The organism is Pseudogracilibacillus sp. SE30717A, assembly GCF_037071985.1.
Lineage (GTDB): Bacteria > Bacillota > Bacilli > Bacillales > Amphibacillaceae > Pseudogracilibacillus.
On the sequence record NZ_JAXHDF010000006.1, the window covers coordinates 52545 to 79487 of the forward strand.

Below are 26943 nucleotides of genomic sequence, written 5' to 3' on the forward strand. Positions count from 1 at the left end.
CATATTCCCATATTTAGAAGAGCTAATTTTATATAATCTGATTTGGCAAAGATGTCCTAAAAAAACCATGTTAATACAGGGCTCTAGGACATCTTTTAATAGTCATGATAATTGATATAGTGCCTGCATAAATTGAATACTACTATAAAGTTGAATTTGTGCATCTTCACTTGTTTCTAACGTTAAACATTTAAAATACATTAATTAGTAGGGTTAAATTAACCGTTTTAAATGAACATTCGGTTTATAGGATCTTATTGATAATGAAGATTTTATTCGCTTAATAAAATCTTCATTGGCCAACAAGGGACGACCAAAAGCAGCCAAATCAACTATACCACTGTTTAATGCACTCTCAGCTGATTCTGGAGTAAGATTACCTACACCAATAATTGTTTTGTTCCAATATTTCCGGATAAGACCATGTAAAATAAGTGGATGGTTTGTTAAAGGTTTAAAAAATTCATTGACAGATGGGTGAAGAACTTGAATTTGCGCTTTATGAAATACTTCTATTAATTTTTGTACTTCCTCTTCCGGACTTTCCCATACATATAACGGTAAATCATCTTTATGTTCAGAAAAACGAACAATAATTTTATTTGGACCAATTTCTTCTCCAACAGCTAATAAAATTTCTTCTAAAAATAAATGTCTATTTTCTCCGTAATTATCTTTTCTGAAATTAGTTTGGGTGGAAAGGAATTGATCGATTAAATAACCGTGTGCTGCATGTATTTCAATACCATCAAATCCAGCTTTCATCGCATTTTTAGCAGCATGAACAAATTGCTTTATAACAAGTTGTATATCATGAAATGTCATTTTTTTCGGCATCTCGTATGGAAAATGTACTTTATGTGTTACTCCATTGGCTTGAATAGGAGATGGGGCCAAAGGTTTTCTTCCCCTTGTAAAATAGGGATGCGATAATCTTCCGACATGCCAAAGTTGTGCAATAATTATGCCCTTCTCTTTATGAACAGCATTAGTAACCTTACTCCAGGCTTCTGTTTGTTCATTTGTATATAGCCCAGGTATTCCAACTGTTCCTCTAGCTTCATCGGCAATAGCAATTCCTTCTGTAATAATCATTCCAATACCATCTTTCGCCCTTTGCTGATAGTATGCTGAAGTATCGGAATGAATAATCCCTGTATTAAAATCTGCGAATCCCCTGGTCATTGGTGCCATAACTACTTTTGATTGTAATTGCCACCCATTCATATACGTTGGGGTTAATAAATTCATTTTTTATACCTCTCTTTTAATTTTGTTAGTTTAATTTTATTGAAGAAATAGCTATAATGGAAGGAGGTAATAAAGGTATTTTGTATGTTTTGCTTTTAAAGTATAGTTATTTTTATTATTTTACTTATAAAGGAGAGATTATGTGGATAGTGTTGATTTTTCAATCATCAAAATTTTGCAAGACAATGGGAAAATTTCGATGACAAAGCTTGGTAAAGAGGTTGCGCTAACTCAACCTGCTGTTACAGAGAGAGTAAAGAGGTTGGAGGAACAAGGAGTAATTGAGAAATACAGTGCAGTAATTAGTACGAAAAAAGTAAACAAACCAGTCACTGCTTTTCTGTTATTTCAAGCAAGACACTGTAATGACTTTGTAAGGTATTGTAAGGATGTTGTAGATGTATTGGAAATTCACCGGATAAGCGGACAATATAATTTTTTAGTTAAAATTATTGCTGTTTCCCTTGAACATTTAGAAAAAACAATAAATGACTTGGGGAAACATGGAGAGTCAACAACTTTGGTTGTATTATCTTCACCAATGATTCACCGTCCAATCATACCTTATTAATTAATTATAAATATCTAAAAATTTAGAAACGACTAAAAAGGATTTGTATAACCCACATTGCATAAAGAGAGAGGTTTTAAAAAATACCCAACATTATATATTTTTTTATAAATTCTTAACTGGAATAGTCAGTGAGGAGTCATGGTAATGAATAATAATCTAAAGAGTTGGAAGCATCCTGCAATATTATTGACTTCGATAGGAATATCAAGCGTGGGAGAATTTATCTATTTAGTTGCCATAAATATCATCGTCTATCAACTTACGGGATCCGCTACAGCAGTTGCGGGTTTATGGATTATCGGACCCCTGACGAATATTGCAACAAAGTTCTGGACTGGTAGTTTTATTGACTATAGAAGTAAGCGAAAAGTAATGTTAGTGACTTATATATTTAGAGCCTTGTTTATTGGTTTGCTTCCACTTGCACCTAATATGATGTTAATCTATGGGATTTTAGTTGTCATCAGTATAGCAAACGCCTTTTTTACCCCAGCCTCCATGACATATGTAACAATTCTTGTTCCGATAGATAAAAGAAAACGTTTCAATGCAATTCGCTCATTTACGAGCTCGGGAGCTTTTATTGTTGGACCTGCAATTGGAGGGGCTCTTATCATATTAACATCCATTGAAATAACGTTATGGCTTAATGCAATGTTTTTTGTTGTTGCGGCATTTTTATTATTATTTCTTCCAGAAAAAGAAAACATCGATAAAGAGACCATTCCAGCGTTAACCATTTCCCAAGTACTACGTGACTTTACTGTTGTTTGGGATTTTATGCTAGCTAATAAATATGTATCTACCATTTATCTCAGTTTTATTATTATCCTAGTCTTTTCGTTTGCGATGGATACTCAAGAAGTTGTATACAAGTAATTGGGCTTTCTGAATTTGACTATAGTTTGTTAATTAGTATAACTGGAATTGGAGCTGTTGTTGGTGCCAGTCTGTTATCCGTTTTTTCAAATAAACTCTCACTCAGACATATGATTACAGTCGGTTTAATGATGATGACATGCGGTTATGTCATATATGCTTTTTCATGGTCCTTTGCATCAATTGTTGTTGGGTTTGTAATTTTAGGGTTTTTCAATGTATTCTTAAATGCTGGGATTATTACGTTTTATCAAAATAACGTACCAATTGAAGTGATGGGAAGAGTCACAAGTATTTATCAGTTAGTCCAAAGCATAATTCAAGTCATTTTTATTTTAATAATTGGGATAATAGCTGATTTACTATCTTTACGACTTACCATTATCACTTTGGCGTTAGTTATGTTGATTTCAACAATAATATTTTCCTTTTACGTATTAAAGGACAATAAAAAACATTTTTACAGAGAAAAAGAAGAAATAAAAATGAGTAAAATAAGCCGATAAATACTCTCTGTTTTTTGTATAAAACGTTAAGAAAAATGCTTGCGTACCATTGATTTGAGTAGCACTAATACATTGGCTATTTAAAATAAATTTGACGTTTAATTGGTTCTCATGTAATATTTTGTATTAATTGTTCCTAATTTTCCTATGTGAACAATCAAAACGAAAGAAAAGAGGGTGAAGTAAGTTGAAAATAAAATTGGCAGGAGATTTTACAGAATTACTCAATGGAATAACTGAACTGAAAAAGAACCTTTCATTTGAGATTTCGGAGTCGGCTGATATTGAGTTGGTTTGTAAACGCATTCAAGGAGATCATGATATCTCTGTTCTCTTTGAAAATGGTAAAGGAGAGATTGCTTACAGACATACAAATCAATTTTTTAGGGCATTCAGTTTGTTAATCGAAAAAATTCAAAAAGGAGAAACTGAGTTTTCAATTAAGGAGAAAGAACAATTTAAAACGGTAGGTCCTATGTTTGATTTTTCTAGGAACGCTGTTATGAATCAAGATAGCTTTTACGAAATGATTCGAATGCTTGCAATGATGGGTTTAAATTCTGCAATGTTGTATATGGAAGATACATATGAGGTAAAGGGCGAACCGTATTTTGGTTATATGCGTGGAAGATATTCTCAAGAAGAGCTTAAGCGTTTGGATGATTATGCATATCAATTCGGTATTGAACTAATACCTTGTATTCAAACTCTCGCTCATCTGGAAGAATTTTTAAAGTGGGAAGGAGTACTCCACTACAAGGACACAAGAGGTGCTTTACTTTTAGAAAGTGAAAAAACATATGAATTACTAGAAAATATGATTCAGTCAGTTTCTAGTCCTTTTAGAAGTAAACGTATACATATTGGCATGGATGAAGCCGAAGAACTTGGTCGAGGAATATTTTTAAATAAACATGGTCATAAGCCAAGGTTTGAATTAATGGCAAAGCATTTAGACAGGGTATTGCAAATAACGGATGGTTTAGGGTTGGAAGCAGTAATGTGGAGTGATATGTTTTTAAAGCTTGCTTCTGATACAGGTGATAGTTATAGTAAAAAGACTAAAATTCCAGATTATATTATTGAACAAACACCAGATCAAGTCCAATTAATGTACTGGCAATATAATTCAACAGATGTTGATCATTACAGACAGATTATTGAGCAACATAAAGCATTTAATAAAAAGCCAGCATTTGCGGGTGGTATTTGGATTTGGAATACGTTTGCGACAAATTATCAGTTATCTTTACAGGCGAGCAATGCTGCCTTACAAGCTTGTAAAGAAAAAGAGATAGACGATGTTTTTGTAACACTGTGGGGAGATGACGGTATAGAGAATAATCCATATGCGGCATTATTGGGATTACAATTCTATGCTGAACATGCTTATGCGAAAGAACTAGATGAGGATAAACTGTATGAAAGAGTAGCATTTTGTACGGGTATACAGGCAGAGCAGTATTTGTTATTAAATGAATTGGATACACCTCCTGGAGTGGATGAAGGAAATTTAGAACAAACCAACCCATCTAAATTCTTATTATGGCAAGATGTATTGTTAGGGGTTTTTGATAAACATATTGAAGGTCTTGATGTGGACACATACTATGAATCTCTTACAACAAAATTTCAAAATAGCAGAGTAGAAGCAGCTCAATTGGATTATATTTTTGAAGTGCCTGAAAAACTTAGCAGAGTATTAGCCCTAAAAGCAGGGATTGGTGTGAAATTAAAATCTGCTTATGACAAAAAAGATCAGACGGAACTAAGTAAAATAGCTAATGAAATCATTCCAGAAATTAGTACTCGCGTGAAAGAGCTTAGAAACGCACATCGTAATCAATGGTTAAAAATGAATAAGCCATTTGGATGGGAAGTAATCGATATTCGATACGGTGGCTTATTGAATAGACTTGATACAGTAACAATGAGAGTGAATGATTATCTAAACGGACAAATTGAGATGATTGAAGAATTGGAACAGGAACGTCTCTATTACTCACCAGGGATAGAGAATGCTACTAGTTTAGGTTGGTGCAGTTACTATTATCGAATGGCATCGCCAAACGTATTTTTCCATGTACTTCCCATTTATTAATGAAAGAGTGAGTATAAATGTTTAAAAAGCACTTAGATCTTTTTATCGGTTGTTATGGCAGTAAAAAAGAGGAAACGATTCATTGGTTGAACTTTGATATTCAAACTGGGAGGTTAAGCAGAAAGTATTCATTCACCGGTATAGAGAATCCTTCGTTTCTAGCAGTCGATAAAAAGAAGAGTCACTTATATGCTATTAGTGAAACGGCTAACGGTGAAGTAGTAAGTTATCAGATAAAAGAAAATCAAGGAATCATTGATGAATTGAACAAATTGCCAACTAAGGGAGGACCATGTTACTTAGAAGTTGATCAGAATAAACATGCTTTATATACAGCAAATTATGGTAATGGAAGTGTCATTGTTCATTCATTAAAAGAAAATGGCGAAATAGGAAATGAAATAGGTTTTTATCGTTCTTGCTCAGAACAGTCGGACTCTAAAATGCATGCGATTAGGAATATCCCTAATACTCCTTATTATATTGCAACAGATTTAGGGTTGAATAAATTAAATCTTTTTAAGCATGATCAGTCGACGGGAAAATTTATGTTTCTTTTTGATGAAAAGGTACCTGATGGATCTGGACCACGCCATATCGCTTTTCATCCGACATTATGTGTTTTTTATATTGTAAATGAATTTAATTCAACCATTTTAATGTATTCCTACGATAAGAAGTTAAATCAATTAAAATTATGTCAAATATTGCCGACAATATCCGATGATTTTCAGCACGAAAATTACGGTGCGGATATTCATGTAACACTGTCAGGGGAATTTGTTTATGTTTCAAATCGAGGACATGATTCGATTACAGCATATAAAGTTTTAGAAGATGGGACGTTATCATTAATATCTTGTACTGAAACGGGAGGCAAGTGGCCAAGAAATTTTACGATTTTGCCTAAGGATGAACATATTTTAGTTGCAAACGAACATTCGAATTCTATTACTGTGATGAAAATATTAACAGATGGGAGTTTACAAAGAACAGGACATCAATATAGTATAAACAAGCCAGTTTGTATACATGCCGTAGTATAGAAATTACTAGAAAAACTCAGATTTTTTGTAATTTTATCGAAATAAACATTATAATGTTATAAGATAATGTTGATTTATTTTCTGAATAGTAGTATTATATAATTAAGTTGAAAACGCTTTCGTTTTTTCACACTTAGATTCTTGTAGCTAAAGGGGGAGAGAGAAAGTCTTTTTCTTAAGAAAGATAGAGAGTGAATTTTTGGAAAAATTTTCGAATTTTATTAAGGAGGGTAATTTGGTGAAATATAAAAAGAGCCTAATATTATTATTGTTTGCTTTATCAGTCTTATTAGTTTTTGCTGCCTGTGGGGGAGATAAGGATTCGGGATCAGATAGTGATTCAAATGAAAGCGCATCCTCGGGAGACAGCAATGTAAATGAATCTGGTATGCCTATCGTAGATGAAGAAATAAATATGACCATTTTCGCAAACAAACCAGCGCAAAATGAGGATAATGATTGGAATGACATTTTAATTTGGAATCATTATCGTGATTTGACTAACGTTAATGTAGAGTGGAACTCCATTAATCCTGATGCCCTTGAGGAAAAAAGAAACTTGGCACTTGGTAGTGGTGATTTACCGGACGCATTTTTCTTGTCACAACTTACGAATGCAGACTTACAAAAATATGGTGGACAAGGAACATTCTTGCCGCTTAATGACTTAATTGAAGAATATGCGCCGAATTTAACGGCGTTGATGGAAAATGATCCAAGTATCCGAAAAGCAATTACTTTCCCAGATGGAAATATATATTCGATGCCATCATTAATTGAAGAGGACTTTTTATCCCTACGTCTTAGTGCAAGGCCTTGGATCAATGAAGATTGGCTGAAAGAGTTAGATATGGACATACCTGAAACTACAGGAGAGTATTATGAGTACTTAAAAGCAGTTAAAGAGCTAGATCCAGTTGGTGGCGGGAAAACAGTTCCATATGGTGGAACAGATATCACTGAGTTAGTTCAATGGTTAGCTGGTTCATTTGGTGTTATGAATCATGGTGCTGCGAATACAAATATCGATTTGGACCCAGATGATCCGAGTAAAGTACGTTTCTATGCAACTACTGATGAATATAAGCAACTTTTAGAATATATACACATGCTATATGATGAAGGCTTAATTGAACAAAACATCTTTTCTATCGAGTGGGGTCAGTTTTTAGCTAACGCGTCTGACAACTTATATGGAAGTATGATTTTCTACGATCCTATTGAACTATTTGGTGAAGAAATTGGTTCACAATATAACAGTGTTGCAGCTTTAGAAGGACCTGAAGGGTATAAGGACTATAATAAACTTTCGCCTTCTGTTTGGGAAACTTCGAGCTTCGTTATTACAAGTGAAAACGAAAGTCCAGAAGCTGCTGTACGTTGGATGGACTACTTCTATAGTGAAGAAGGAGCAAAACTTTACTACATGGGTGTAGAAGGAGAAACTTTTGAAGAAGATGGTGGAGAAACGAAGTACATGGATCATATCTTGAACCCTGAAGGAGATATGACATTTGAACAAGCGATCGCAAAACAACTTACTTGGTTAGGTGCGATCAGTGGAATCATTAAAACTGACTACTTCCAAGGTGGAGAAACTGCACCACAGTCGATGGAAGCTGCTGAAAAGATCGAACCATTTGTTCCAGACGAAATTTGGCCAAGATTTACATTTACTCCAGAAGAAAACAAAGTGCTTGAAGCAACAGGAGCAGATGTAGATAAATATGTTGAAGAAATGCGCGATCAATTTATTAGTGGAGACGCAGATTTCTCACAATGGGATGGCTATGTTGAAACAATTGAAAAAATGGGTGCTTTAGATGAATTATTAGATGTGTATCAAGCAGCATATGATAGATATGAAGCGAATTAAGTAGTGAATTGGTCTTAAGTGATAGTTGAAAACTAGGCTTATTGCCAAAGGAAACATGCTCCTTCATAGGAGTATGCCGACGTTAGGCGCAAAGCCTGTTCTTAGTCGATCTTTCTTAGAGCCGTACTGGCGTTGCGACAAATCTATACGGTGGGACGAACAGAAGTGTAGTCTCCGAACGTTGCGTGTTAGCCATGAGCAGTAAGAAAAGATGTATACTTTTTATCTGCCTAAAAAAAGGGGGGGCTCCCCCTCCCCTTATTTAATTCGTTAAGTTCAGAGTTTAATAGGATAGTAGTGTAAGAGGGGGCGTGCAATCAATGGAATTGCAACAAGACAAAGAAACTCTAAATCAAATAGAGTTACAGCAAGTTAAACAGGGAATCAATCGTAAAAGTCGAATATATACAATTAGAAAAAGTCTCTTAAGAAATTGGCAATTATATGTTTTTCTTTTACCTACTTTAATTTATTTTCTTATTTTTCATTACATTCCAATGTATGGTGTGCAAATTGCATTTAAAGATTACTTTGCAAACTTAGGGATATTAGGAAGTCCTTGGGTTGGCTTTGAGCATTTTGAGCGATTTTTTAATTCGTATTATTTTTGGCGAATATTAAAAAATACAATAATTTTAAATGCGTATGGATTAATTCTTTTCCCACTTCCAATTATATTTGCTTTATCATTAAATGAACTAAGAAATGGACCATTTAAGAAGTGGGCACAGACATTAACTTATGCACCACATTTTATTTCTGTAGTAGTTGTTGTAGGAATGTTAATTGCATTTTTTGATCCAGTTACAGGTTTAGCAAACCATGCGATTAAATGGTTAGGTTTTGAATCTGTTCCATTTTTAACTAGTCCGGATTGGTTTAGACATATTTATGTATGGTCGGGACAATGGCAAACATTGGGCTGGAGTACCATCATTTATTTGGCAGCTTTAGCTGGAGTGAATCCAGAGCTGCATGAAGCAGCTAAAGTTGATGGAGCAACAAGACTACAAAGAGTCTTACGAATAAATGTTCCGGGAATTATGCCAACAATCGTCATTTTGTTTATATTGAATATGGGGAATTTCATGCAAATTGGTTTTGAAAAAGTTTTATTAATGCAAAATACCTTAAACTCCGAAACATCAGACATTATACAAACATTTGTTTATGAGACAGGACTATTAGAAGGCCGCTATAGTTTCGCTGCGGCGATCGGTCTATTTGAATCAGCAATTAATATTGTTTTGCTAATTACCGTTAATCAAATAGCCCGAAAGGTTAGTGAAAATAGTCTATGGTAAGGGGGAGAAATGATGCGTAACTTTAGCTTGTCTGATGAGGCATTTGGTAGAATTAATTTTATTTTTGTCCTAATGATCACGTTGATCATTGTTTATCCACTTATATTTGTGATAAGTGCGTCCATTAGTGACCCACACGCTGTAAATACAGGAAAAGTCTGGCTTTGGCCAGTTGATATAACATTTGATGGATTTATACGAGTATTTAATAATAAGGCAATTTGGGTTGGGTATAAAAATACAATTATTTATACAGCATTAGGTACACTAATCCACTTATTTCTGCTCTTGCCATGCGCGTATGCATTATCAAGAAAAGAATTAATGGCAAAGAGATTTTTTTTATGGTTTATTTTATTCACAATGCTTTTTAATGGGGGATTAATTCCTACCTATCTAGTTGTTAAGGGATTAGGTATGGTAAACACCATGTGGGCAATCGTCGTTCCGGGTGTAATAGGCGCTTGGTCAATCCTAGTTGCACGTTCTTTTTTTCAACAAACTATTCCAGATCAGTTAGTTGAAGCATCTAAAATTGATGGAGCAAGTGACTTTTATTTATTTATTAAGGTTGTTTTACCCTTATCCTTGCCGATCATAGCAGTAATGGCATTATTTCATGCGGTTGCTTTATGGAATCAATATTTTAATGCGTTGATTTATTTATCAGATGATAAGTTATTTCCACTTCAATTGATATTAAGACAGATATTAATTTTGAATGAAGTTAGTGCCGACAGTGCAGCTTCAGCAGCAGGGGCAGCCCAATCATTTTCAGATCAAGTAAAAACTGCATCGCTTGTAAAATACGCGGTTATTATTGTGTCTGCTTTGCCATTACTAATAGTCTACCCGTTTTTACAACGCTTTTTTGTTAAAGGAGTTTTAATAGGATCAGTTAAAGAATAATGTAAAGAGTGAATGGAGGAAACACAATGCATGGATTTATCGCAGGGTATTACAAATTTAGTGTTTGGGCGATGAAATTGGCTTATGTCAATTTCCTATGGATAGCCTTTACATTACTTGGTTTAGGTGTTCTTGGTTTTATGCCTGCAACGATTGCAATGTTTTCTGTGGTGAGAAAATGGAATAATGGTGAAGAAGAAATTCCGGTTTTTAAAACATTCTGGAATACGTATCGTAAAGAGTTTTTAAAAGCGAACGGTTTTGGCCTTATTTTGTTTCTTTCCGGCTATTTATTAGTGTTAGAGTTCCAAATTTTAAGATTGCAAGAAAATATTATTTATTTCATTGTAAGTTTTGGAGTTTTAGCTATATTCATTTTATATGCAATCGTACTAATCTATTTCTTTCCAATCTACGTTCATTTTAATTTAAAGATCACAGATTATATAAAATGGCCATTCATTATAGGAATTGTTCACCCGATATTAACATTATTTATGATGGTCGGATTAGTGGCGATTGTATATCTTATTTATGTAACAATACCTGCTATTCTGTTCTTCTTTGGAGGTAGTGTCACAGCATATTTCATCATGTGGGGTGCTTCAAAGACCTTTGAAAAATACGAAATAACAGAAGCTTAAAATTACTAATTGAATTGATAATAGCAGTACTAAAGGGGCACTAAACATGATACAGATTATCAAAAATGCAAGATTATCAAATGATCAAAAAGTAGATATTATTATTAAAAATGGAAAAATACTAGATGTTGTTTCCGATTGGACTGGATTAGGAGAAATTATTCAGTTACCTAAAAATGTATATGTCTCTTCTGGATGGATCGATTTACATACTCACTCTTATCCAAAATATAAACCGTATTGTGCATATCCAGACGATATTGGATTTAAAACCGGAGTGACCACAGTGGTTGATGCAGGGAGTTGTGGTGCGAATGATATTGATGAATTTTATTTTTTATCAAAAAAATGTATTACAAGAGTCTATTCTTTTTTAAATGTATCTTCGGTAGGTTTAAAGATAAGAAATGAATTAGCGGATATGTCAATGCTCTCGTTAGAAGCAGTCTTACAAGCCAATGAAAAATATTCTACATTTATTGTAGGTCTTAAAGCAAGAGTGAGCGCCAGTGTGGTAGGGGAAAACGGCACATTACCCTTAGAAGTTGCGAAAAAATTTTCTAAGCAAATTAACAAACCGTTAATGGTTCATATAGGAAGCACTCCTCCAAAATTAGTCGATATTGTCAGTTTACTAGAACCAGGGGATATTATTACTCATTGTTATAATGAAAAAATCAATAATCACATTTTTAGTGATAATGGTTTGACTAAAAATAGTATAAAAGAAGCCATTGAACGTGGCGTGTATCTAGATATAGGGCATGGAACATCTAGTTTTTCTTATCCTGTTGCACAACAAGCGAAAAAAGAGAATATTAATTTTCATAGTATAAGTACAGATATTTATGAATGGAACAAGATAAATGGTCCAGTTTATAATATGGCTACAACATTATCAAAATTTTTAGCACTAGGATACTCGTTGGAAAAGGTAATTCATTCTGTAACAGAAATGCCCGCTAAAATAATTAACAAACGAGATATTGGTGTTATTCAAAAAGGAGCACTTGCTGATTTTACTTTTTTTACAATTGAAAATAAAGAAGTGATTCTTGAAGATTCAATAGGGAATGAAATACTTGCAGAAAAGCAGATTAAACCATATGCCGTGATGATAGGTGGGAACTACTATGAATGTAACACAAATGAAATTAAAGAAGGTTATAAATGCTAGTGGTAAAATGAGTATACTTGGTGTCTCTACTATTTCACATGATGTCTTAGAAGCAATGAAAATAGGGGCATCAAATTTTTATGAAATGGAACAATTAATTGATGAATCTGGTAAAATTGTATCCAAATATATGGGAACAGAAGCTGCTTTGATAACAAATTCAGCATCTGCAGCAATCGTTCTTGCTATTGCTGGCCTTGTAACAAAAGGTAATACGTATATGGTGGAACATTTTCCCGCGTTGCCAAAAAATAAAGAAATTATTATTATGAGAGGACATATGGTTGATTACGGGGCTCCAGTTAGTACAATGATTCAATTAGGTGGAGGTTTAATAAAAGAGGTCGGATATGCAAATGGGTGCAGTTTACAACAAATTGAAGCTGCAATTACAGAGCAAACGGCTGGAATGATTTTCATCAAATCTCACCATACTGTACAAAAAAATATGCCTACATTACAAGAAATGAGTAAACTCGCACAGCGAAAACAAATTCCATTAATATTGGATATTGCAGCGGAAGAATCTATTATTAACTATGAAGATATAGCGGATTTAATTATTGTTAGTGGTTCAAAAGCGATTGAAGGACCAACTTCCGGAATCTTAGCAGGTAGAAAAGAGTACATTGGTTTTTCAAAACAACATTTACAAGGTATCGGCAGAGCAATGAAAGTAGGGAAAGAATCGATTTTTGGCCTATTAAAGGCACTGGAATATTTTAAGAGCAATAAGATGTCAAAGCAAGAACAATTGGAATTATTGGACTCATTATTAGGATTAGAGAAAATATCCGGTGTAAAAATTACAATTAAACAAGATGAGTCGGGTCGTGAAATCTTTCGTGCCCGAATTCAAATCGATGAAAAATTAACAAATGTATCAGCGAAGCAATTAACATATGAATTGCAATCTGGAGATGTTGCTGTTTATACGAGAGATTATTATGCAAATATTGGGTATTTTGATATTGACCCACGTGCATTATCAAGTAAAGATATTGAATATATTACTGCTAGAATAAATGAATTATTGGGAGCTTAACATATGATACAAAAGCGCTTTTATAATAATAAAATTTGTTTAAATGTACTGGCGGCCGATGTAGAAAATGCGAAAGAAATATATGAGATTACAGAAGGTCATGTTGTGATTGGTTTATTAGCGGCAAATTATGCAACGGTTGAACAAGCGGTTAACGAAATGGCAAAATTTAAAAAGGCAATTGATGGGGCAATTTCAATAGGATTAGGTGCAGGTGATCCAAATCAGTGGCAAAAGGTTGCCCATATTGGTCACCAATTGGAAGCAGAACATATTAATCAAATATTTCCAGCAGTAGGGTATACCCGGGCAATGGTCAAAAATAATTCGACTTTTATTAATTGCCTTGTAAATCCGACTGAACAATCGGGATATGTAAATATTGCAACTGGACCACTTTCTTCAAGGGAAGCCCCGGCAAAAGTTCATCTCACAACCGCAATCGCACTCATTAGAGAAATGGGGGGGAATTCGGTTAAATTATTCCCATTGAATGAAATGACAAACAAAGAAATGTATAAAGAAATTACTAAAATATGTGCAAATGAAAATTTTGCTATCGAGCCAACCGGGGGCATCGATTTAAATAATTTTGAAGAAATTGTTATGATCGCACTTGAATCAGGAATAAAACAGATCATTCCACATGTATATTCTGCTATTATAGATTCAAGTACAGGTAAAACAAATATAGACGATGTCAAACAACTGTATGAAATAATAAAAAGAGTTGGGAGATAACATGAAAGAAATAATAAAAGCCTATGGCGAAGTAATGATGCGCTTGGAAGTACCAAATTATTTAAAATTGGAGCAATCCCATTCACTAAATGTTACTTATACAGGTACTAGTGTAAATGTATTAAGTGCTTTAAGTAAATATGGACATCATACGTCGTTAATTACAAAATTACCTGAAAATAGTCTCGGTGATGCTGCTATTGCTTCGATCAGATCGAGAGGAGTATCAACTTCAGATATCGTTCGCGGTGGAGAGTATTTAGGAATGTACTTCTTAGAAAATGGGTATAGTGTCAGACCGACAAAGGTAACTTACTCAAATCGAGAGGCAAGCAGCTTTTGTTCGGCATCTTTATCGGATTTTGATTTAACAACTATTTTACAGGATACGAAAATAATTCACTTTTGTGGAATCGCTCTAGCAATTTCGGAACAAACAAGGATGAATGCTCTTCAGATCGCTAAAATGGCAAAAGAACAAGGTATTACCATTGTTTTTGATTGTAATTATCGACCAAAGCTTTGGAAAAATCAAAAAACAAATCCGAAAAAAGTATATGAAAAAATGTTACATTTATCAGATATTTGTTTTATGACCGAAAAAGATGCATTATATGTACTAGGTATGGAAACGAAAGAAATTGATCAACAGAAACAAATTGAGGATGTTTTACCAATGGTCGCTAAAAAATATCAACTATCCACAATTGCAGGGACCATAAGAAAAAATGAACATAGTGAGAACAAGATAATTAAAGGGTTTCTCTATTACGATAATGATTTTATTTATTCAAAGGAGTATGTATATAAGGTAGTAGACCGAATTGGAGCCGGTGATGGATTTACAAGTGGTGTGATGCATGGATTGTTGAATCAATTGTCTTTAAAAGATACGATTGAATTTGCAACTGCTTCAGGTGTTTTAGCTCATACTACCCATGGGGATGTACCGGTATGCTCGCTGGAAGAGGTATGGAATTTAGTTAACGAAAAATTTGAGACAAATTTGGAAAGGTAGATGGACGATGAAACTAAGCTTAAAAAAAGGTCCACTTTATATACAATTAGAAGAAATATTAAAAGAACGGATAATTAGTGGAAAATACCAAAAAAATACGTTAATTCCATCTGAGCAAGAGCTTAAAGATGAGTTTGGTGTAAGTATTATAACCGTGCGCCGTGCTGTAGAACAGCTTTCACAGCAAGGGTATGTTGAAAAACGCAGTGGAATTGGGACTACTGTACTTGAAAATAATGCAATTTCAAAACTATCAAAGGGGCAACGGTTTTCGGAATATTTATTGGAAGAGGGCAACGAATTAAGTAAAGAATTCGTTGAACTTTCTGTTATTGAAGGGTCTTCTCATTCTATTTTAAAAGATTATTATACTGGTGTGAAATTAAATTGTATTGAACGTCTGTATAAATTAAATGGAAAACCTTACATCCATTTTAAACATTATATTCCACAAAATATTGTGTTACCGAAAAATTACGAACATTTACAAAACTCATTATACGAAATTATGTATCAACAAGGTATTAGATTTCACCGTTTTAAGGATGAATTCGGAGTAGGTACTCCCAATGAAAAAGTTGCACAAATGTTACAAATAGAACAACAACCTTTGTTACAGAGATTTCGATTTTCATTCGATTTAAATGGAAATTTGGCCGAATATTCGGAGGCTTATTATAACACGAATATTCACCGATACGTAGTAAACTTTGATATGTAATGTTTAACTAATATAAATTTCAAGGAGGAATGACATTCCATTGCAAATTGTAAAAGTGAATAACTATGAGGAAATGAGTGAAAAAGCTGCCGATTTAGTGACCGGATTAATAAACCAATCTAAAAAATCCGTTTTAGGTTTAGCAACTGGTTCAACACCGGAAAAGTTATATGACATTTTAGTCGAAAGAAATATTCGTAAAGAAATTTCATTTCAGCAAGTGAAGACATTTAATTTAGATGAGTATGTAGGATTGGGAGAAAATGACCTTAATAGTTATCGTTATTATATGAATGAGAAACTGTTCCATAAAGTAGATATTGAAATGGAAAATACGTATATTCCAAACGGATTGGCTACTTCTCTAGATAAAGAATGTGAAAGATATGAGCAAGAAATTCAAAAGGCTGGAACCATTGACTTGCAACTATTAGGTTTAGGGTTGAATGGACATATCGGATTTAATGAACCAGGGTCCTCATTTAACTCCAGAACGCATGTCACCCAATTAGATCAATCGACAATTGAAGCGAATGCTCGTTTTTTTAAGACACCAGAAGATGTTCCGACAAAGGTAATAACGATGGGAATAGGAACGATTATGAAGGCAAAACAAATACTTCTTTTAGTTCAAGGAGAAAAGAAGGCAGAGATCTTAAAAAAAGCAATTGAAGGAGAGGTAACGGAACATATACCTGCTTCTATCTTACAACGGCATTCAAATGTAACATTAATTACGGATATTTCTATCTAAAATAATGTCTGAATTATCTTAGTTTGTATTTTAAGATAAAAGATTTTATTAATTATCCCCCATCTATTAACTTCAATTTAATCCAAATAACGTTAACATGGATTATTCCGATAGCGTTTATTAATTATTATCCAAGCTTGTTTTTGTTAGAAAAAGAAATATGGATTTTTTAACCTTGCGATAAACTTTCTTTGTAGCATTTCCATACTGGTAGAATATTCTTTTAGTTTTTTGATAGATGTCCTATTTTTTTGAAATGAAAATTCCCCTTTAAAGATAAGTATAATGATATGGTCCTAAATTATTTTGGGGCTTTTTTTATTGTTTACATGAATTTGTGTGAACCAATTGGGAAATATATGACCTAAGTACACTGTAGGAGGAATAATCTATATGGGACTAAATGTTACACAAAAACTGATTCAAGATCATTTACTTTCAGGTGAAATGGTACCCGGTCAAGAGATTGGTCTTAAAATTGATCAAACACTTACCCAAGATGCTACTGGTACAATGGTGATGCTTGAACTAGAGGCGATGGAGCTTGATCGAGTTAAAACAGAGGCGTCAGCCCAATACGTCGATCATAATTTAATTCAAGTGGATAGCAAGAATCCGGATGATCATCTCTTTTTACAAAGTGCAGCAAGACGTTTTGGATTCTACTATAGTCGACCTGGTAACGGAGTAAGCCATCCTGTACATATGCAACGTTTAGCGAAACCAGGAAAGACATTACTTGGTTCAGATAGTCACACTTGTGCAAATGGCTGTATGGGAATGCTTGCAATGGGAGCTGGTGGAATTGATGTGGCGATGGCAATTGCAGGAGAACCATTTTATGTAAAAATGCCGCAAGTATGGGGAATAAAATTAACCGGAAAATTGCCTGATTGGGTAAGTGCGAAGGATGTTATTTTAGAATTACTTCGCCGCCATGATGTAAAGGGTGCAGTTGGTAAGGTGATCGAATATTATGGTCCAGGTTTAAATCATTTAAGTGCCATGGATCGCCATGTAATTGCCAATATGGGGGCTGAATTAGGTGCTACAGGAACCGTTTTTCCTTCTGATAATGAAATTAAGCGTTTTTTAAAAGAGCAAGGAAGAGAAGAAGATTGGGTTGAATTAAAAGCAGATAAAGATGCAATATTTGATATTGACGAAGAAATCGATTTATCGACACTTGAACCGTTAATTGCGAAACCATCTAGTCCTGGAAATGTTGTCCGCGTAACAGATGTGGCAGGAACCCCAATTTATCAATCTTATATTGGATCCTCTGCAAATCCGGGTTTTAGAGACTTTGCAATTGCTGCTGAAATTGTGAAAGAAAAACAAGTTGCTGAAGGAGTTTCTTTGGATGTGAATCCAACCTCAAGACAAATGTTGACTGACCTTGTAAAAGAAAGTCATATTGCAAGTCTTTTGCAAGCTGGTGCCAGATTACACCAAGCAGGTTGTAATGGTTGTATCGGGATGGGACAAGCTCCTGCTACAGGACGAAATAGTTTACGTACAACTCCAAGGAATTTTCCTGGTCGCTCGGGAACAAAAGAGGATAGTGTTTTTTTATGTAGCCCGGAAACAGCCGCTGCATCGGCTTTAACCGGAGTTATCACTGATCCACGTACAATTGGAAAAAATGCTCCAACCATAAAAGAACCGAAACAAGTAACAATTGATACGAACTTACTTGAAGAACCTCTACCAATCGAAGAAGCGCAAAAGATAGAATTACAAAAAGGACCAAACATCGCTTCCATACCTGAAATGGATGCATTGCCAGATGAATTAGAATTACCGGTCTTATTAAAGATGGGTGATAATATATCTACAGATGAAATTTTGGCTGGTGGTTCACGGGTACTCCCATATCGAAGTAATTTGCCTGAAATAAGTAAGTTCTGTTTTGAGATTATTGATCCGACGTATTATGAACGTGGTAAATTAAGTTTAGACCTTGGTGGACATGCTGTTGTCGGTGGTTTTAATTATGGGCAAGGATCAAGTCGAGAGCATGCAGCATTAGCCCCGCGGTATTTAGGACTACGTGTTGCGCTAGTAAAAGATTTTGCTCGTATCCATTGGCAAAACTTAGTGAACTTTGGTATCTTGCCTCTCACTTTTATAAATGTACAGGATTACGATGAGTTAGAAGAGGGAGATATTCTCCAATTAAAAGATATCCGTACTAAAATAAAACAAGCTAACGAATTATCAGTTGATGTAAAAGGGAAAAATAAGAGTATCGCTGTGAATCATTTATTATCCCCACGACAAATTGAAATTATCTTAGCAGGTGGCCTTATTAATTGGGTTCGTGAGACGAAGGAGGCGAAAAAATGAAGGAGACTGAATGTATTGCTTGCCATGGTTCAGGGATGCAAGCGGATGATGAAGGTTGGCAATATAAATGTAGTGTTTGCGATGGATTAGGATTAGTAGCAGCTGAGCGTGAACATGGAACTAGGATTATGTCGGTGGATGAAAACAATCGTTTGTTAGATTGAGCTTTCTAAGTTTAAACTTTCCAAAAATTTAAATAGTGCTGCTATCGCAATGTAAACGAAATCATGAATAAAACACGATAAATCAACGTTTTTTCATTGACGAAACGCTCTTTTATTCGTATGATTAGAAGTATGAAAATACAATAAAAGCTTTGCGTATAATCTAGGGAATATGGCTTAGAGTTTCTACCAGACCACCGTAAATGGTCTGACTACGCTTAATAGTAATCAATGATTGGACAGGATAAATGAAGATATATGTCTTTTTTCTGCCATTGTGATTACTTTATTAGCATAGATCGGTAGCACTCTTTATTAGAAAAGAGTGCTTTTTTTGTTTTTATGCAGAGGGGATTTTAAACCAGCATAAGAGCAATGAAGACTACGTCATAAAATTAGTTTCTAAAGGAACTCCCAGTACCAAGGCGTTTACTATTTAAGGAGGAAAAGGATTGAAAAAGTATTTTCGATTTGAAGAATTAGGAACAAATTATCGTACAGAATTTATGGCGGGTTTGACGACATTTTTAGCAATGGCATATATTTTATTCGTAAACCCAGCAACTTTATCACTTGCAGGAGTAGATGTTCCCGAAGGTACAGGAATGGATGCAGGAGCTGTATTTACAGCGACGGCAATAGCTGCTGCTGTAGGAACTTTGTTAATGGGAGTCATAGCAAAATATCCGATTGGACTTGCTCCAGGGATGGGACTTAATGCATTCTTTGCATATACAGTTGTCCTAGGTTACGGAATTCCATGGGAAACAGCATTATCTGGTGTTCTTGCATCTGGACTAATTTTTATTGTTTTAACTCTTACTGGTTTAAGAGAGAAAATAATTAACCTGATTCCGGGTAATTTAAAATTAGCTGTTGGAGCAGGAATTGGATTTTTTATTGCATTTATCGGTTTTCAAAACGCAGGAATTATCGTTGGAAATGATGCAACATTAGTAGCAATTGGAGAATTAACATCTCCTCCCGTTTTACTCGCGATCTTTGGAATAATAATATCTGTTATTTTATTAAGTTTAAATGTTCGTGGTGGAATTTTTTACGGAATGATTATTACATCAATTGTAGGAATGATTTTTGGATTAATTCCAACCCCTAAAGGAATTAGCGATATTGTCAGTTCTGCACCAAGTATCGCACCAACATTTGGACAAGCTTTTGTTAACTTTGGTGATATATTTACATTGCAAATGTTTGTCGTTATTTTAACCTTTTTATTCGTAGACTTTTTTGATACAGCTGGAACCCTTGTTGCGGTTGCAACTCAGGCTGGTCTTATGAAAGATAATAAATTACCGCGTGCAGGAAAAGCATTATTTGCTGATTCATCTGCAACTGTAGTCGGGTCGATCGTTGGGACATCTACTACAACCTCTTATGTTGAATCTACTGCCGGGGTAGGAGTAGGAGGGCGTACAGGATTTGCATCCGTTGTTACAGCAGCATTTTTCTTACTGGCATTATTTTTCTCTCCATTATTAGCTGTAATTACGGTTGAAGTAACAGCGCCAGCCCTTATTATTGTTGGTGTTCTTATGTCATCTTCACTTAAAAATATTGAGTGGGATCGTTTTGAAATAGCTGTACCAGCCTTTTTAGTTATCATTTCGATGCCATTAACCTACAGCATAGCTACGGGGATTGCGATAGGATTTGTATTTTACCCGATCACGATGATTATGAAAGGGAAAGCGAAAGAAATTCATCCGGTAATGTACGGGTTATGTTTGATATTTATACTTTATTTTATTTATTTAACATAAAACAGCATAAAAGCTAGTGGTCAATAGAGACCCACTAGCTTTTTTCACTAATCAGTGCACGTTTTCGTTCAACACCAAAATGAAAAGCAAGTAGAGTTAACGCTCCTATTAATGCAAGGAAGCCCATAATTTGATAGAGGGTCTGACCGCTCAAATGTTCAAAAATGAGCCCGCCACCCATTGAGCCGATGATTCCTGAAACGCCAAAAAGTACTGAATAAAAAATTAGATGTCCAGTAGATTGTAACAGTTTTGGAATTATCCTAGTGACATAATCGAATGCAGCAATGTAAAAGATTCCAAATGTTAGACCGTGTAATATTTGTAAAGAAATGATTAAAAACGGACTTGTAGCCGTCCCATAAATAAACCAGCGTAAACTATACAGAGAACCGGCAATGACAATGAAAGAGATCGGATGAAATCTCCGAAACCAAAAGCCAGCAGAAGCAAAAATAACGGCTTCACTGATAACGCCTATAAACCATGCAAAACCGACCAATCCTTCACTACCGCCAAGATCTGTAATGTAAATACCCATAAAACTGTCATTTGCACGATGTCCAATTGCAATAAACATCATTAAAAATAAAAATAAGATAAAAGGTTTATTTGTTATTAGTTTACCCATGTCTCTTATTTTAACAGGGGAAGAATCAGCTTGAACGTCTTGGATAGTAAATGTTATAAGTAATAATATCGTACCTATAATAACGTAAGGCCAGACAATAAATTGGACTCCGAATCTGGTTAGAATTTCTCCTACAAGAAGTGAAGAAAATGCAAATCCGACTGAACCCCACATACGGATGGTGCCGAAAGGGATTTTGAGATCAAATGCCTTTCGTTGGGCTAAACTGTCACTCAGTGCACCAACAGGAGAAGAGAAAAAATAAAAAATTGCGCCAAAGATGAGAATTGCAACCAAATGATTCATCTGAAAAAATAGTATACTAGCTATTAACATACAAATAACAGAGATTATAAGCATACGTTTTACTGTTTTATATTTATCACTTAAATATCCCCAAAATGGTTGAGAAATGATGGAGGCAAACGGCCCGATTGCAAGGACCCAGCCAATCTCAGTTCCAGTCAATCCTTTATATTTTAAATACAGAGGTAAAAAACTAATAATGATTGTATTCGTTGCGTGAAAATTGAAAATTAACATTTTTAACGATAGTAACGAATTGTTTTTTGTCATATCGACACCTCAAAATAAACGATAGTTTGCTGAACGTTATTTCCATAGTAAACTAGTAAATAACTGATATTAACTATACCATATTACGAAAGAGGGGCATAACATGAATTCACCATTTATAAAACAGCTTCGAACGGGTAAAGTAAAACAAATGGGGACTGAAAACGCGAATGATCCGCTTGAACGACCATGGAAGAGTGGGATGTTTAAAAAGGAACAGGAAGGGAAAATCTTGCTTACTAAGACTGGGTTAACGTCTGATGAAGTGGCTGATACAAAAGTTCACGGCGGCCCGGAAAAAGCATTATTTGCTTATCCAATTCTACACTATTTTTACTGGCGTGAAGAATTAAATGTTGATATTGATGCTGGCGCAATGGGAGAAAACTTAGTCATGGAAGAAGCGGATGAATTCACGACGTATATAGGGGATACATATCGATTTGGAGATGCGATTATTCAAGTTTCACAGCCACGGCAACCATGTTGGAAACCGGCAAGAAGATTTAAAGTGCTTGATTTCGCATTGAGAATTCAAAAGAGCGGCAAGACTGGCTGGTATTATCGAGTTATTGAAGAAGGAAAAGTTGAAGCAGGGAGTTCATTAGAATTACTTGAAAGACCATACCCTGAATGGTCGATAGCTGCATGTAATGAAGTCATGCATGTAAATAAATCTGATCTACACTTAACGTATGAATTAGCATCATGTCCGCTATTAGCTGAAAATTGGCGGCACAGACTACAAAGACGACTACGAGGGCAGGAGTCTTCCATTGAAAAGCGAGTTTATGGTCCAAATAAAGAAAAATAATAGTTATTAGTATAGCGGCAATCCTCTTTTAATCAATAAGCTTTTTAATCGGGGGTTTTTATTAACTACTGTTCTTTCTATGTAAAAAAGTGAATACAATAAATTTGGTGTGCAAAGAAGGAATCGGGAGGGAACGTCGTGTTAAGTAATGCATATATGATCGTTGCTATTATATTAATCGTCAATATTGTCTATGTTACTTTTTCCACCATTCGCATGATATTAACGTTGAAAGGTCGTCGTTATCTTGCAGCGTTTGTTAGTATTTTTGAAGTAATTGTCTATATCTTAGGATTAAGTATCGTCTTAGATAATTTGGATGGAATTCAAAACATTATTGCCTATGCTGTCGGATATGCACTTGGAATCGTAACTGGATCAATGATCGAAGAAAGATTGGCGCTAGGATACATTACAGTAAATGTAATCTCGTCTAATCCAACATTGAATTTTACTGAACGACTTAGAGAAGAAGGTTTCGGTGTAACAAGTTGGACATCATCCGGAATGGATGGGGATCGACTATCTATGCAAATTTTAACACCAAGAAAATCAGAAATCCGATTATATCAACTTATTTCAGAAATTGACCCACGTGCTTTTATGGTTGCTTATGAACCAAAACATATTCAAGGAGGGTTCTGGGTTAAACAGGTTAGAAGGGGAAAGCTATTTCAGAATGGTAAACAAAAAGATCAGGTATTAAAAGATATTGTTCCTACAGAAAAAATTATGGAGGATGACCAAATAGTAGAAGAATTCATTGATGAACAGGATACTATCAGTCCTCTCACAAAGCCTAGAGCGCAAAAACCGAACATTAAACCTAAATTGTAGTTTAATGTTCGTAATTTAATTGACGAATAAATTATTGATTTGTTATACTAGGGTAGTAATTAATATAAATAACATAAGTATTTCCCCGTATAATTTTGAGAATATGGCTCGAAAGTTTCTACGTTGCACCGTAAATGCTACGACTATGGGGGAAGATGATGTGGTGAAAATGAAATTATATATTATTTTTATTTTTCGTTCATATTTTACATGGTAGTCTATTCATCTTCTCCTAAGGTTTATGGGGAGGAATAGACTTTTTTTACTTTTTTATAGAAATATTAACGAAAAATACCAACTTATTCAAAAAAATGGAGGGCTTAATCATGACTCAAGTGGGAATCATTATGGGTAGTATTTCAGACTGGGAAACGATGAAATATGCTTGTGAGATGCTGGATGAATTAGGTGTGAGTTATGAAAAAGAGGTAGTTTCAGCACATCGGACACCAGACGATATGTTTGACTACGCTAAAACAGCAAAACAACGTGGTATAAAAGTAATCATTGCAGGAGCTGGAGGGGCTGCTCACTTACCTGGAATGGTCGCCTCACAAACAACACTTCCAGTGATAGGGGTACCTGTACAGACGAAAGCATTAGGAGGAATGGACTCTCTTTTGTCTATCGTCCAAATGCCAGGCGGTGTTCCGACAGCAACAATGGCCATCGGTAAGGCAGGGGCTACGAATGCAGGAATATTTGCTGCACAAATCATTGGGTTAACAGATATGACAACGAGTATCAAATTAGATAATTACCGCAAAAAAATGAGAGAAAAAGTACAAGAAATGAGGGACGATCTTGCAAGCAAATAAATCTATGAAAGTTTTACCGCCTCAGACGATTGGAATTATTGGCGGCGGACAACTAGGAAGAATGATGGCAATTGCTGCAAAATATATGGGGTACAATGTGATCGTTCTTGACCCTACACCTAATTGTCCCACTGCTCAAGTTGCAGATGGACAAATTGTTGCAGCATATGATGATATGGACGCAATTAAAGAGTTAACAATGAAAAGTGATGTTGTAACCTATGAGTTTGAAAATGTAGATTTAGATGCAGCAACATTTATTGAAAAGGCGGGCAAACTTCCTCAAGGATCATATGCATTAGAGGTTACACAAAATAGAGAAAAAGAGAAAAATTTAATGAAAGATATTGGTTTACCTGTACCGAGTTTTTCAATAGTTCATAATGGGGCTGAATGCGAAGAAGCTTTAGAAAAAACAACTCTCCCAGCAGTAATTAAAACATGCCGTGGAGGATATGATGGTAAAGGACAATTGAAGATTGAAACAGAGCAAGACAAAGATGCAGCAATCCAATTTGCGGACCAGGGTGGCACGTTTATTATTGAAGAATGGATTACATTTGACAAGGAAATATCTACTGTATTTACAAGAAGCCAGTCTGGGGAGATCGTCTTTTTCCCGGTTGCTGAAAATGATCATAAAGACCATATATTATATGAAACAATTGCTCCTGCAAGAATTTCAGAAGAATTACATCGAAAAGTAAAAGAAGCCGCTTCTTTGCTCGCTGAAAAAATTAACGTTGTAGGCACCTTTGCGATTGAAATGTTTGTTAAAGGTGAAGAAGTTTTTATTAATGAAATGGCACCTCGACCGCATAATTCTGGTCATTTTACGATCGAGGCTTGTAATGAATCACAATTTAGCTTGCATATTCGTGCAATTTGTGGATTACCACTACCAGAAGTTTTCGAGCATCAAAAAGCTATGATGATCAATGTTCTTGGGGAAGATATGCTTAAAGCACTTCGAGCACTTAATCAACTCCCTCAAGCACATGTTCATCTATATGGTAAAAAAGAAGCAAAAGAAAAACGTAAAATGGGGCATGTGACATTCATCGCAACTAGCCAAGAGGAACTTTATACGTACAAACGCAAATACGAGGAGGATCTTACATGATTGACCGCTACACCCGAGAAGAGATGGGTACTATCTGGACAGAAGAAAATAAATATAAAGCTTGGCTTGAAGTAGAGATATTAGCTTGTGAAGCATGGGCAAAACTTGGCGTTATCCCAGAAGAAGATGTTAAAGCAATCCGGAAAAATGCATCGTTTAACGTGGATCGTATTTATGAAATTGAACAAGAAACTCGCCATGATGTTGTTGCTTTTACTCGCGCAGTGTCAGAATCACTTGGGGAAGAACGTAAATGGGTACATTACGGTTTAACATCAACAGATGTCGTTGATACAGCACTATCTTATTTAATAAAGCAGGCTAATGAAATAATTCGGAAAGATTTAGAACAATTTATTGAGATTATTAAAACAAAAGCGATCGAACATAAGCATACAGTCATGATGGGACGTACTCATGGTGTACATGCCGAGCCGACAACATTCGGCTTGAAGCTTGCTTTATGGTATGAGGAAATGAAGCGGAATCTAGAACGTTTTAACGAAGCGGCAGAGAGAGTCGAATTTGGAAAATTATCGGGTGCGGTTGGAACATATGCAAACATTGATCCATTTGTTGAAGAATATGTTTGTAAACATTTAGGTTTATCACCTGCACCATTATCAACGCAAACATTACAGCGTGATCGTCATGCAGCTTATATGTCCGTGCTTGCGCTAATTGCTACATCAATTGAGAAATTTGCAACGGAAATTAGAGGGCTGCAAAAGACTGAAACACGTGAAGTAGAAGAGTTTTTCCGTAAAGGACAAACTGGTTCATCTGCAATGCCACATAAACGGAATCCAATTGCTTCGGAAAACATGAGTGGAATGGCACGAGTGGTAAGAGGATATATGGTTACAGCCTATGAAAATGTATCTTTATGGCATGAACGTGATATTTCTCATTCTTCAGCTGAACGGGTTATTATCCCAGATGCAACAATTGCTTTAAATTATATGCTGAACCGTTTTAGTAATGTAGTGAAAAACTTAACCGTTTATCCAGAAAATATGAAACGAAATATCGATAAAACATTTGGAGTTATTTTTTCACAACGTGTACTGCTTGCCTTAATCGATAAGGGACTTGCTCGAGAAGAGGCTTATGGTATTGTTCAGCCACTCGCAATGGAAGCGTGGGAGACAGAAACACATTTTAAGCAATTAGTAGAACAAAATGAAATTGTACAGGAAAAATTATCTAAAGAAGAAATTGATGATTGCTTTGACTATACGTACCATTTGAAAAATGTTGATTTTATTTTTGAACGTTTAGGGTTATAACAAACGAGCCTAAAT

General features: G+C 35.0%; 26 protein-coding genes and 2 riboswitches. Of the genes, 24 read left to right on the plus strand and 2 right to left on the minus strand.

Annotated elements, in window-relative coordinates; genetic code table 11:
* Window positions 1–213: 213 nt before the first annotated feature.
* A complete protein-coding gene (locus SPD48_RS10840) occupies window positions 214–1251 on the minus strand; it encodes an oxidoreductase (protein WP_336258128.1) in 1038 nt (345 codons plus the stop codon).
* A 142-nt stretch (window positions 1252–1393) separates the two neighbouring features.
* Here SPD48_RS10840 and SPD48_RS10845 point away from each other — a divergent pair, with 142 nt between their 5' ends.
* The 19 genes from SPD48_RS10845 (at window position 1394) to SPD48_RS10930 (ending at window position 20840) form a co-directional block, all read left to right on the plus strand.
* The gene (locus tag SPD48_RS10845) at window positions 1394–1822 is read left to right on the plus strand and encodes an Lrp/AsnC family transcriptional regulator (RefSeq protein WP_336258129.1); all 429 of its coding nucleotides are present in this window, start codon (window positions 1394–1396) and stop codon (window positions 1820–1822) included.
* A gap of 147 nt (window positions 1823–1969) precedes the next feature.
* A complete protein-coding gene (locus SPD48_RS10850; RefSeq protein ID WP_336258130.1) occupies window positions 1970–2704 on the plus strand; it encodes an MFS transporter in 735 nt (244 codons plus the stop codon).
* A gap of 26 nt (window positions 2705–2730) precedes the next feature.
* On the plus strand, window positions 2731–3210 hold the full coding sequence (locus SPD48_RS10855; protein ID WP_336258131.1) for an MFS transporter: 480 nt from the start codon (window positions 2731–2733) through the stop codon (window positions 3208–3210).
* A gap of 187 nt (window positions 3211–3397) precedes the next feature.
* Complete coding sequence (locus SPD48_RS10860) at window positions 3398–5311, plus strand: beta-N-acetylhexosaminidase (RefSeq protein WP_336258132.1); 1914 nt, start codon at window positions 3398–3400, stop codon at window positions 5309–5311.
* Between the two features lie 17 nt (window positions 5312–5328).
* Window positions 5329–6357, plus strand: coding sequence for a lactonase family protein (locus SPD48_RS10865; RefSeq protein ID WP_336258133.1), 1029 nt, complete (start codon window positions 5329–5331; stop codon window positions 6355–6357).
* 238 nt (window positions 6358–6595) lie between these two features.
* On the plus strand, window positions 6596–8233 hold the full coding sequence (locus tag SPD48_RS10870) for an extracellular solute-binding protein (RefSeq protein WP_336258134.1): 1638 nt from the start codon (window positions 6596–6598) through the stop codon (window positions 8231–8233).
* Between the two features lie 320 nt (window positions 8234–8553).
* The gene (locus SPD48_RS10875) at window positions 8554–9537 is read left to right on the plus strand and encodes an ABC transporter permease (RefSeq protein WP_336258135.1); all 984 of its coding nucleotides are present in this window, start codon (window positions 8554–8556) and stop codon (window positions 9535–9537) included.
* A gap of 12 nt (window positions 9538–9549) precedes the next feature.
* Window positions 9550–10446, plus strand: a complete 897-nt coding sequence (locus SPD48_RS10880; protein ID WP_336258136.1) for a carbohydrate ABC transporter permease — start codon at window positions 9550–9552, stop codon at window positions 10444–10446.
* A 26-nt stretch (window positions 10447–10472) separates the two neighbouring features.
* Window positions 10473–11090 carry a YesL family protein gene (locus SPD48_RS10885; RefSeq protein WP_336258137.1) on the plus strand — a complete coding sequence of 206 codons (618 nt, stop codon included), beginning with the start codon at window positions 10473–10475 and terminating at the stop codon, window positions 11088–11090.
* Window positions 11091–11136: 46 nt separating this feature from the next.
* A complete protein-coding gene (locus SPD48_RS10890) occupies window positions 11137–12267 on the plus strand; it encodes an amidohydrolase/deacetylase family metallohydrolase (protein ID WP_336258138.1) in 1131 nt (376 codons plus the stop codon).
* Window positions 12224–13312, plus strand: a complete 1089-nt coding sequence (locus SPD48_RS10895; RefSeq protein WP_336258139.1) for a DgaE family pyridoxal phosphate-dependent ammonia lyase — start codon at window positions 12224–12226, stop codon at window positions 13310–13312. Before SPD48_RS10890 ends, SPD48_RS10895 begins: the two co-directional genes overlap by 44 nt.
* Window positions 13313–13315: 3 nt before the next feature.
* Window positions 13316–14053 carry a 2-dehydro-3-deoxy-phosphogluconate aldolase gene (gene dagF / locus SPD48_RS10900; protein WP_336258140.1) on the plus strand — a complete coding sequence of 246 codons (738 nt, stop codon included), beginning with the start codon at window positions 13316–13318 and terminating at the stop codon, window positions 14051–14053.
* Window position 14054: 1 nt separating this feature from the next.
* On the plus strand, window positions 14055–15071 hold the full coding sequence (locus SPD48_RS10905) for a sugar kinase (RefSeq protein ID WP_336258141.1): 1017 nt from the start codon (window positions 14055–14057) through the stop codon (window positions 15069–15071).
* Window positions 15072–15078: 7 nt separating this feature from the next.
* Window positions 15079–15792: a GntR family transcriptional regulator gene (locus SPD48_RS10910; RefSeq protein WP_336258142.1), complete on the plus strand. Its 714-nt coding sequence runs from the start codon at window positions 15079–15081 to the stop codon at window positions 15790–15792.
* Between the two features lie 40 nt (window positions 15793–15832).
* Complete coding sequence (gene nagB / locus SPD48_RS10915; protein WP_336258143.1) at window positions 15833–16546, plus strand: glucosamine-6-phosphate deaminase; 714 nt, start codon at window positions 15833–15835, stop codon at window positions 16544–16546.
* 23 nt (window positions 16547–16569) lie between these two features.
* Complete coding sequence (locus tag SPD48_RS19965; RefSeq protein WP_442962144.1) at window positions 16570–16719, plus strand: ABC-2 family transporter protein; 150 nt, start codon at window positions 16570–16572, stop codon at window positions 16717–16719.
* A gap of 220 nt (window positions 16720–16939) precedes the next feature.
* Window positions 16940–18895: an aconitate hydratase gene (locus tag SPD48_RS10920; protein ID WP_336258144.1), complete on the plus strand. Its 1956-nt coding sequence runs from the start codon at window positions 16940–16942 to the stop codon at window positions 18893–18895.
* Window positions 18892–19059 carry a hypothetical protein gene (locus SPD48_RS10925; RefSeq protein WP_336258145.1) on the plus strand — a complete coding sequence of 56 codons (168 nt, stop codon included), beginning with the start codon at window positions 18892–18894 and terminating at the stop codon, window positions 19057–19059. The genes SPD48_RS10920 and SPD48_RS10925 overlap by 4 nt, the downstream gene beginning before the upstream one ends.
* A gap of 134 nt (window positions 19060–19193) precedes the next feature.
* Window positions 19194–19294: riboswitch (purine riboswitch) on the plus strand.
* 217 nt (window positions 19295–19511) lie between these two features.
* A complete protein-coding gene (locus SPD48_RS10930; RefSeq protein WP_336258146.1) occupies window positions 19512–20840 on the plus strand; it encodes an NCS2 family permease in 1329 nt (442 codons plus the stop codon).
* 34 nt (window positions 20841–20874) lie between these two features.
* Here SPD48_RS10930 and SPD48_RS10935 read toward each other — a convergent pair whose 3' ends face one another.
* Entirely contained in the window at window positions 20875–22047 is a 1173-nt protein-coding gene (locus SPD48_RS10935; protein ID WP_336258147.1) for an MFS transporter, read from the minus strand.
* Window positions 22048–22150: 103 nt separating this feature from the next.
* On the opposite strand from SPD48_RS10935, the gene SPD48_RS10940 reads away from it, so the two are divergent.
* From SPD48_RS10940 to purB, 5 genes are all read left to right on the plus strand, one after another.
* The gene (locus tag SPD48_RS10940) at window positions 22151–22861 is read left to right on the plus strand and encodes an MOSC domain-containing protein (RefSeq protein ID WP_336258148.1); all 711 of its coding nucleotides are present in this window, start codon (window positions 22151–22153) and stop codon (window positions 22859–22861) included.
* Window positions 22862–22999: 138 nt separating this feature from the next.
* Entirely contained in the window at window positions 23000–23698 is a 699-nt protein-coding gene (locus SPD48_RS10945; protein WP_336258149.1) for a DUF2179 domain-containing protein, read from the plus strand.
* Between the two features lie 65 nt (window positions 23699–23763).
* Window positions 23764–23864, plus strand: a riboswitch (purine riboswitch).
* Window positions 23865–24024: 160 nt separating this feature from the next.
* On the plus strand, window positions 24025–24516 hold the full coding sequence (gene purE / locus SPD48_RS10950; protein WP_336258150.1) for a 5-(carboxyamino)imidazole ribonucleotide mutase: 492 nt from the start codon (window positions 24025–24027) through the stop codon (window positions 24514–24516).
* Between the two features lie 4 nt (window positions 24517–24520).
* On the plus strand, window positions 24521–25639 hold the full coding sequence (gene purK, locus SPD48_RS10955) for a 5-(carboxyamino)imidazole ribonucleotide synthase (protein ID WP_336258367.1): 1119 nt from the start codon (window positions 24521–24523) through the stop codon (window positions 25637–25639).
* Window positions 25636–26928, plus strand: coding sequence for an adenylosuccinate lyase (gene purB / locus SPD48_RS10960; RefSeq protein WP_336258151.1), 1293 nt, complete (start codon window positions 25636–25638; stop codon window positions 26926–26928). Before purK ends, purB begins: the two co-directional genes overlap by 4 nt.
* Window positions 26929–26943: the final 15 nt, after the last annotated feature.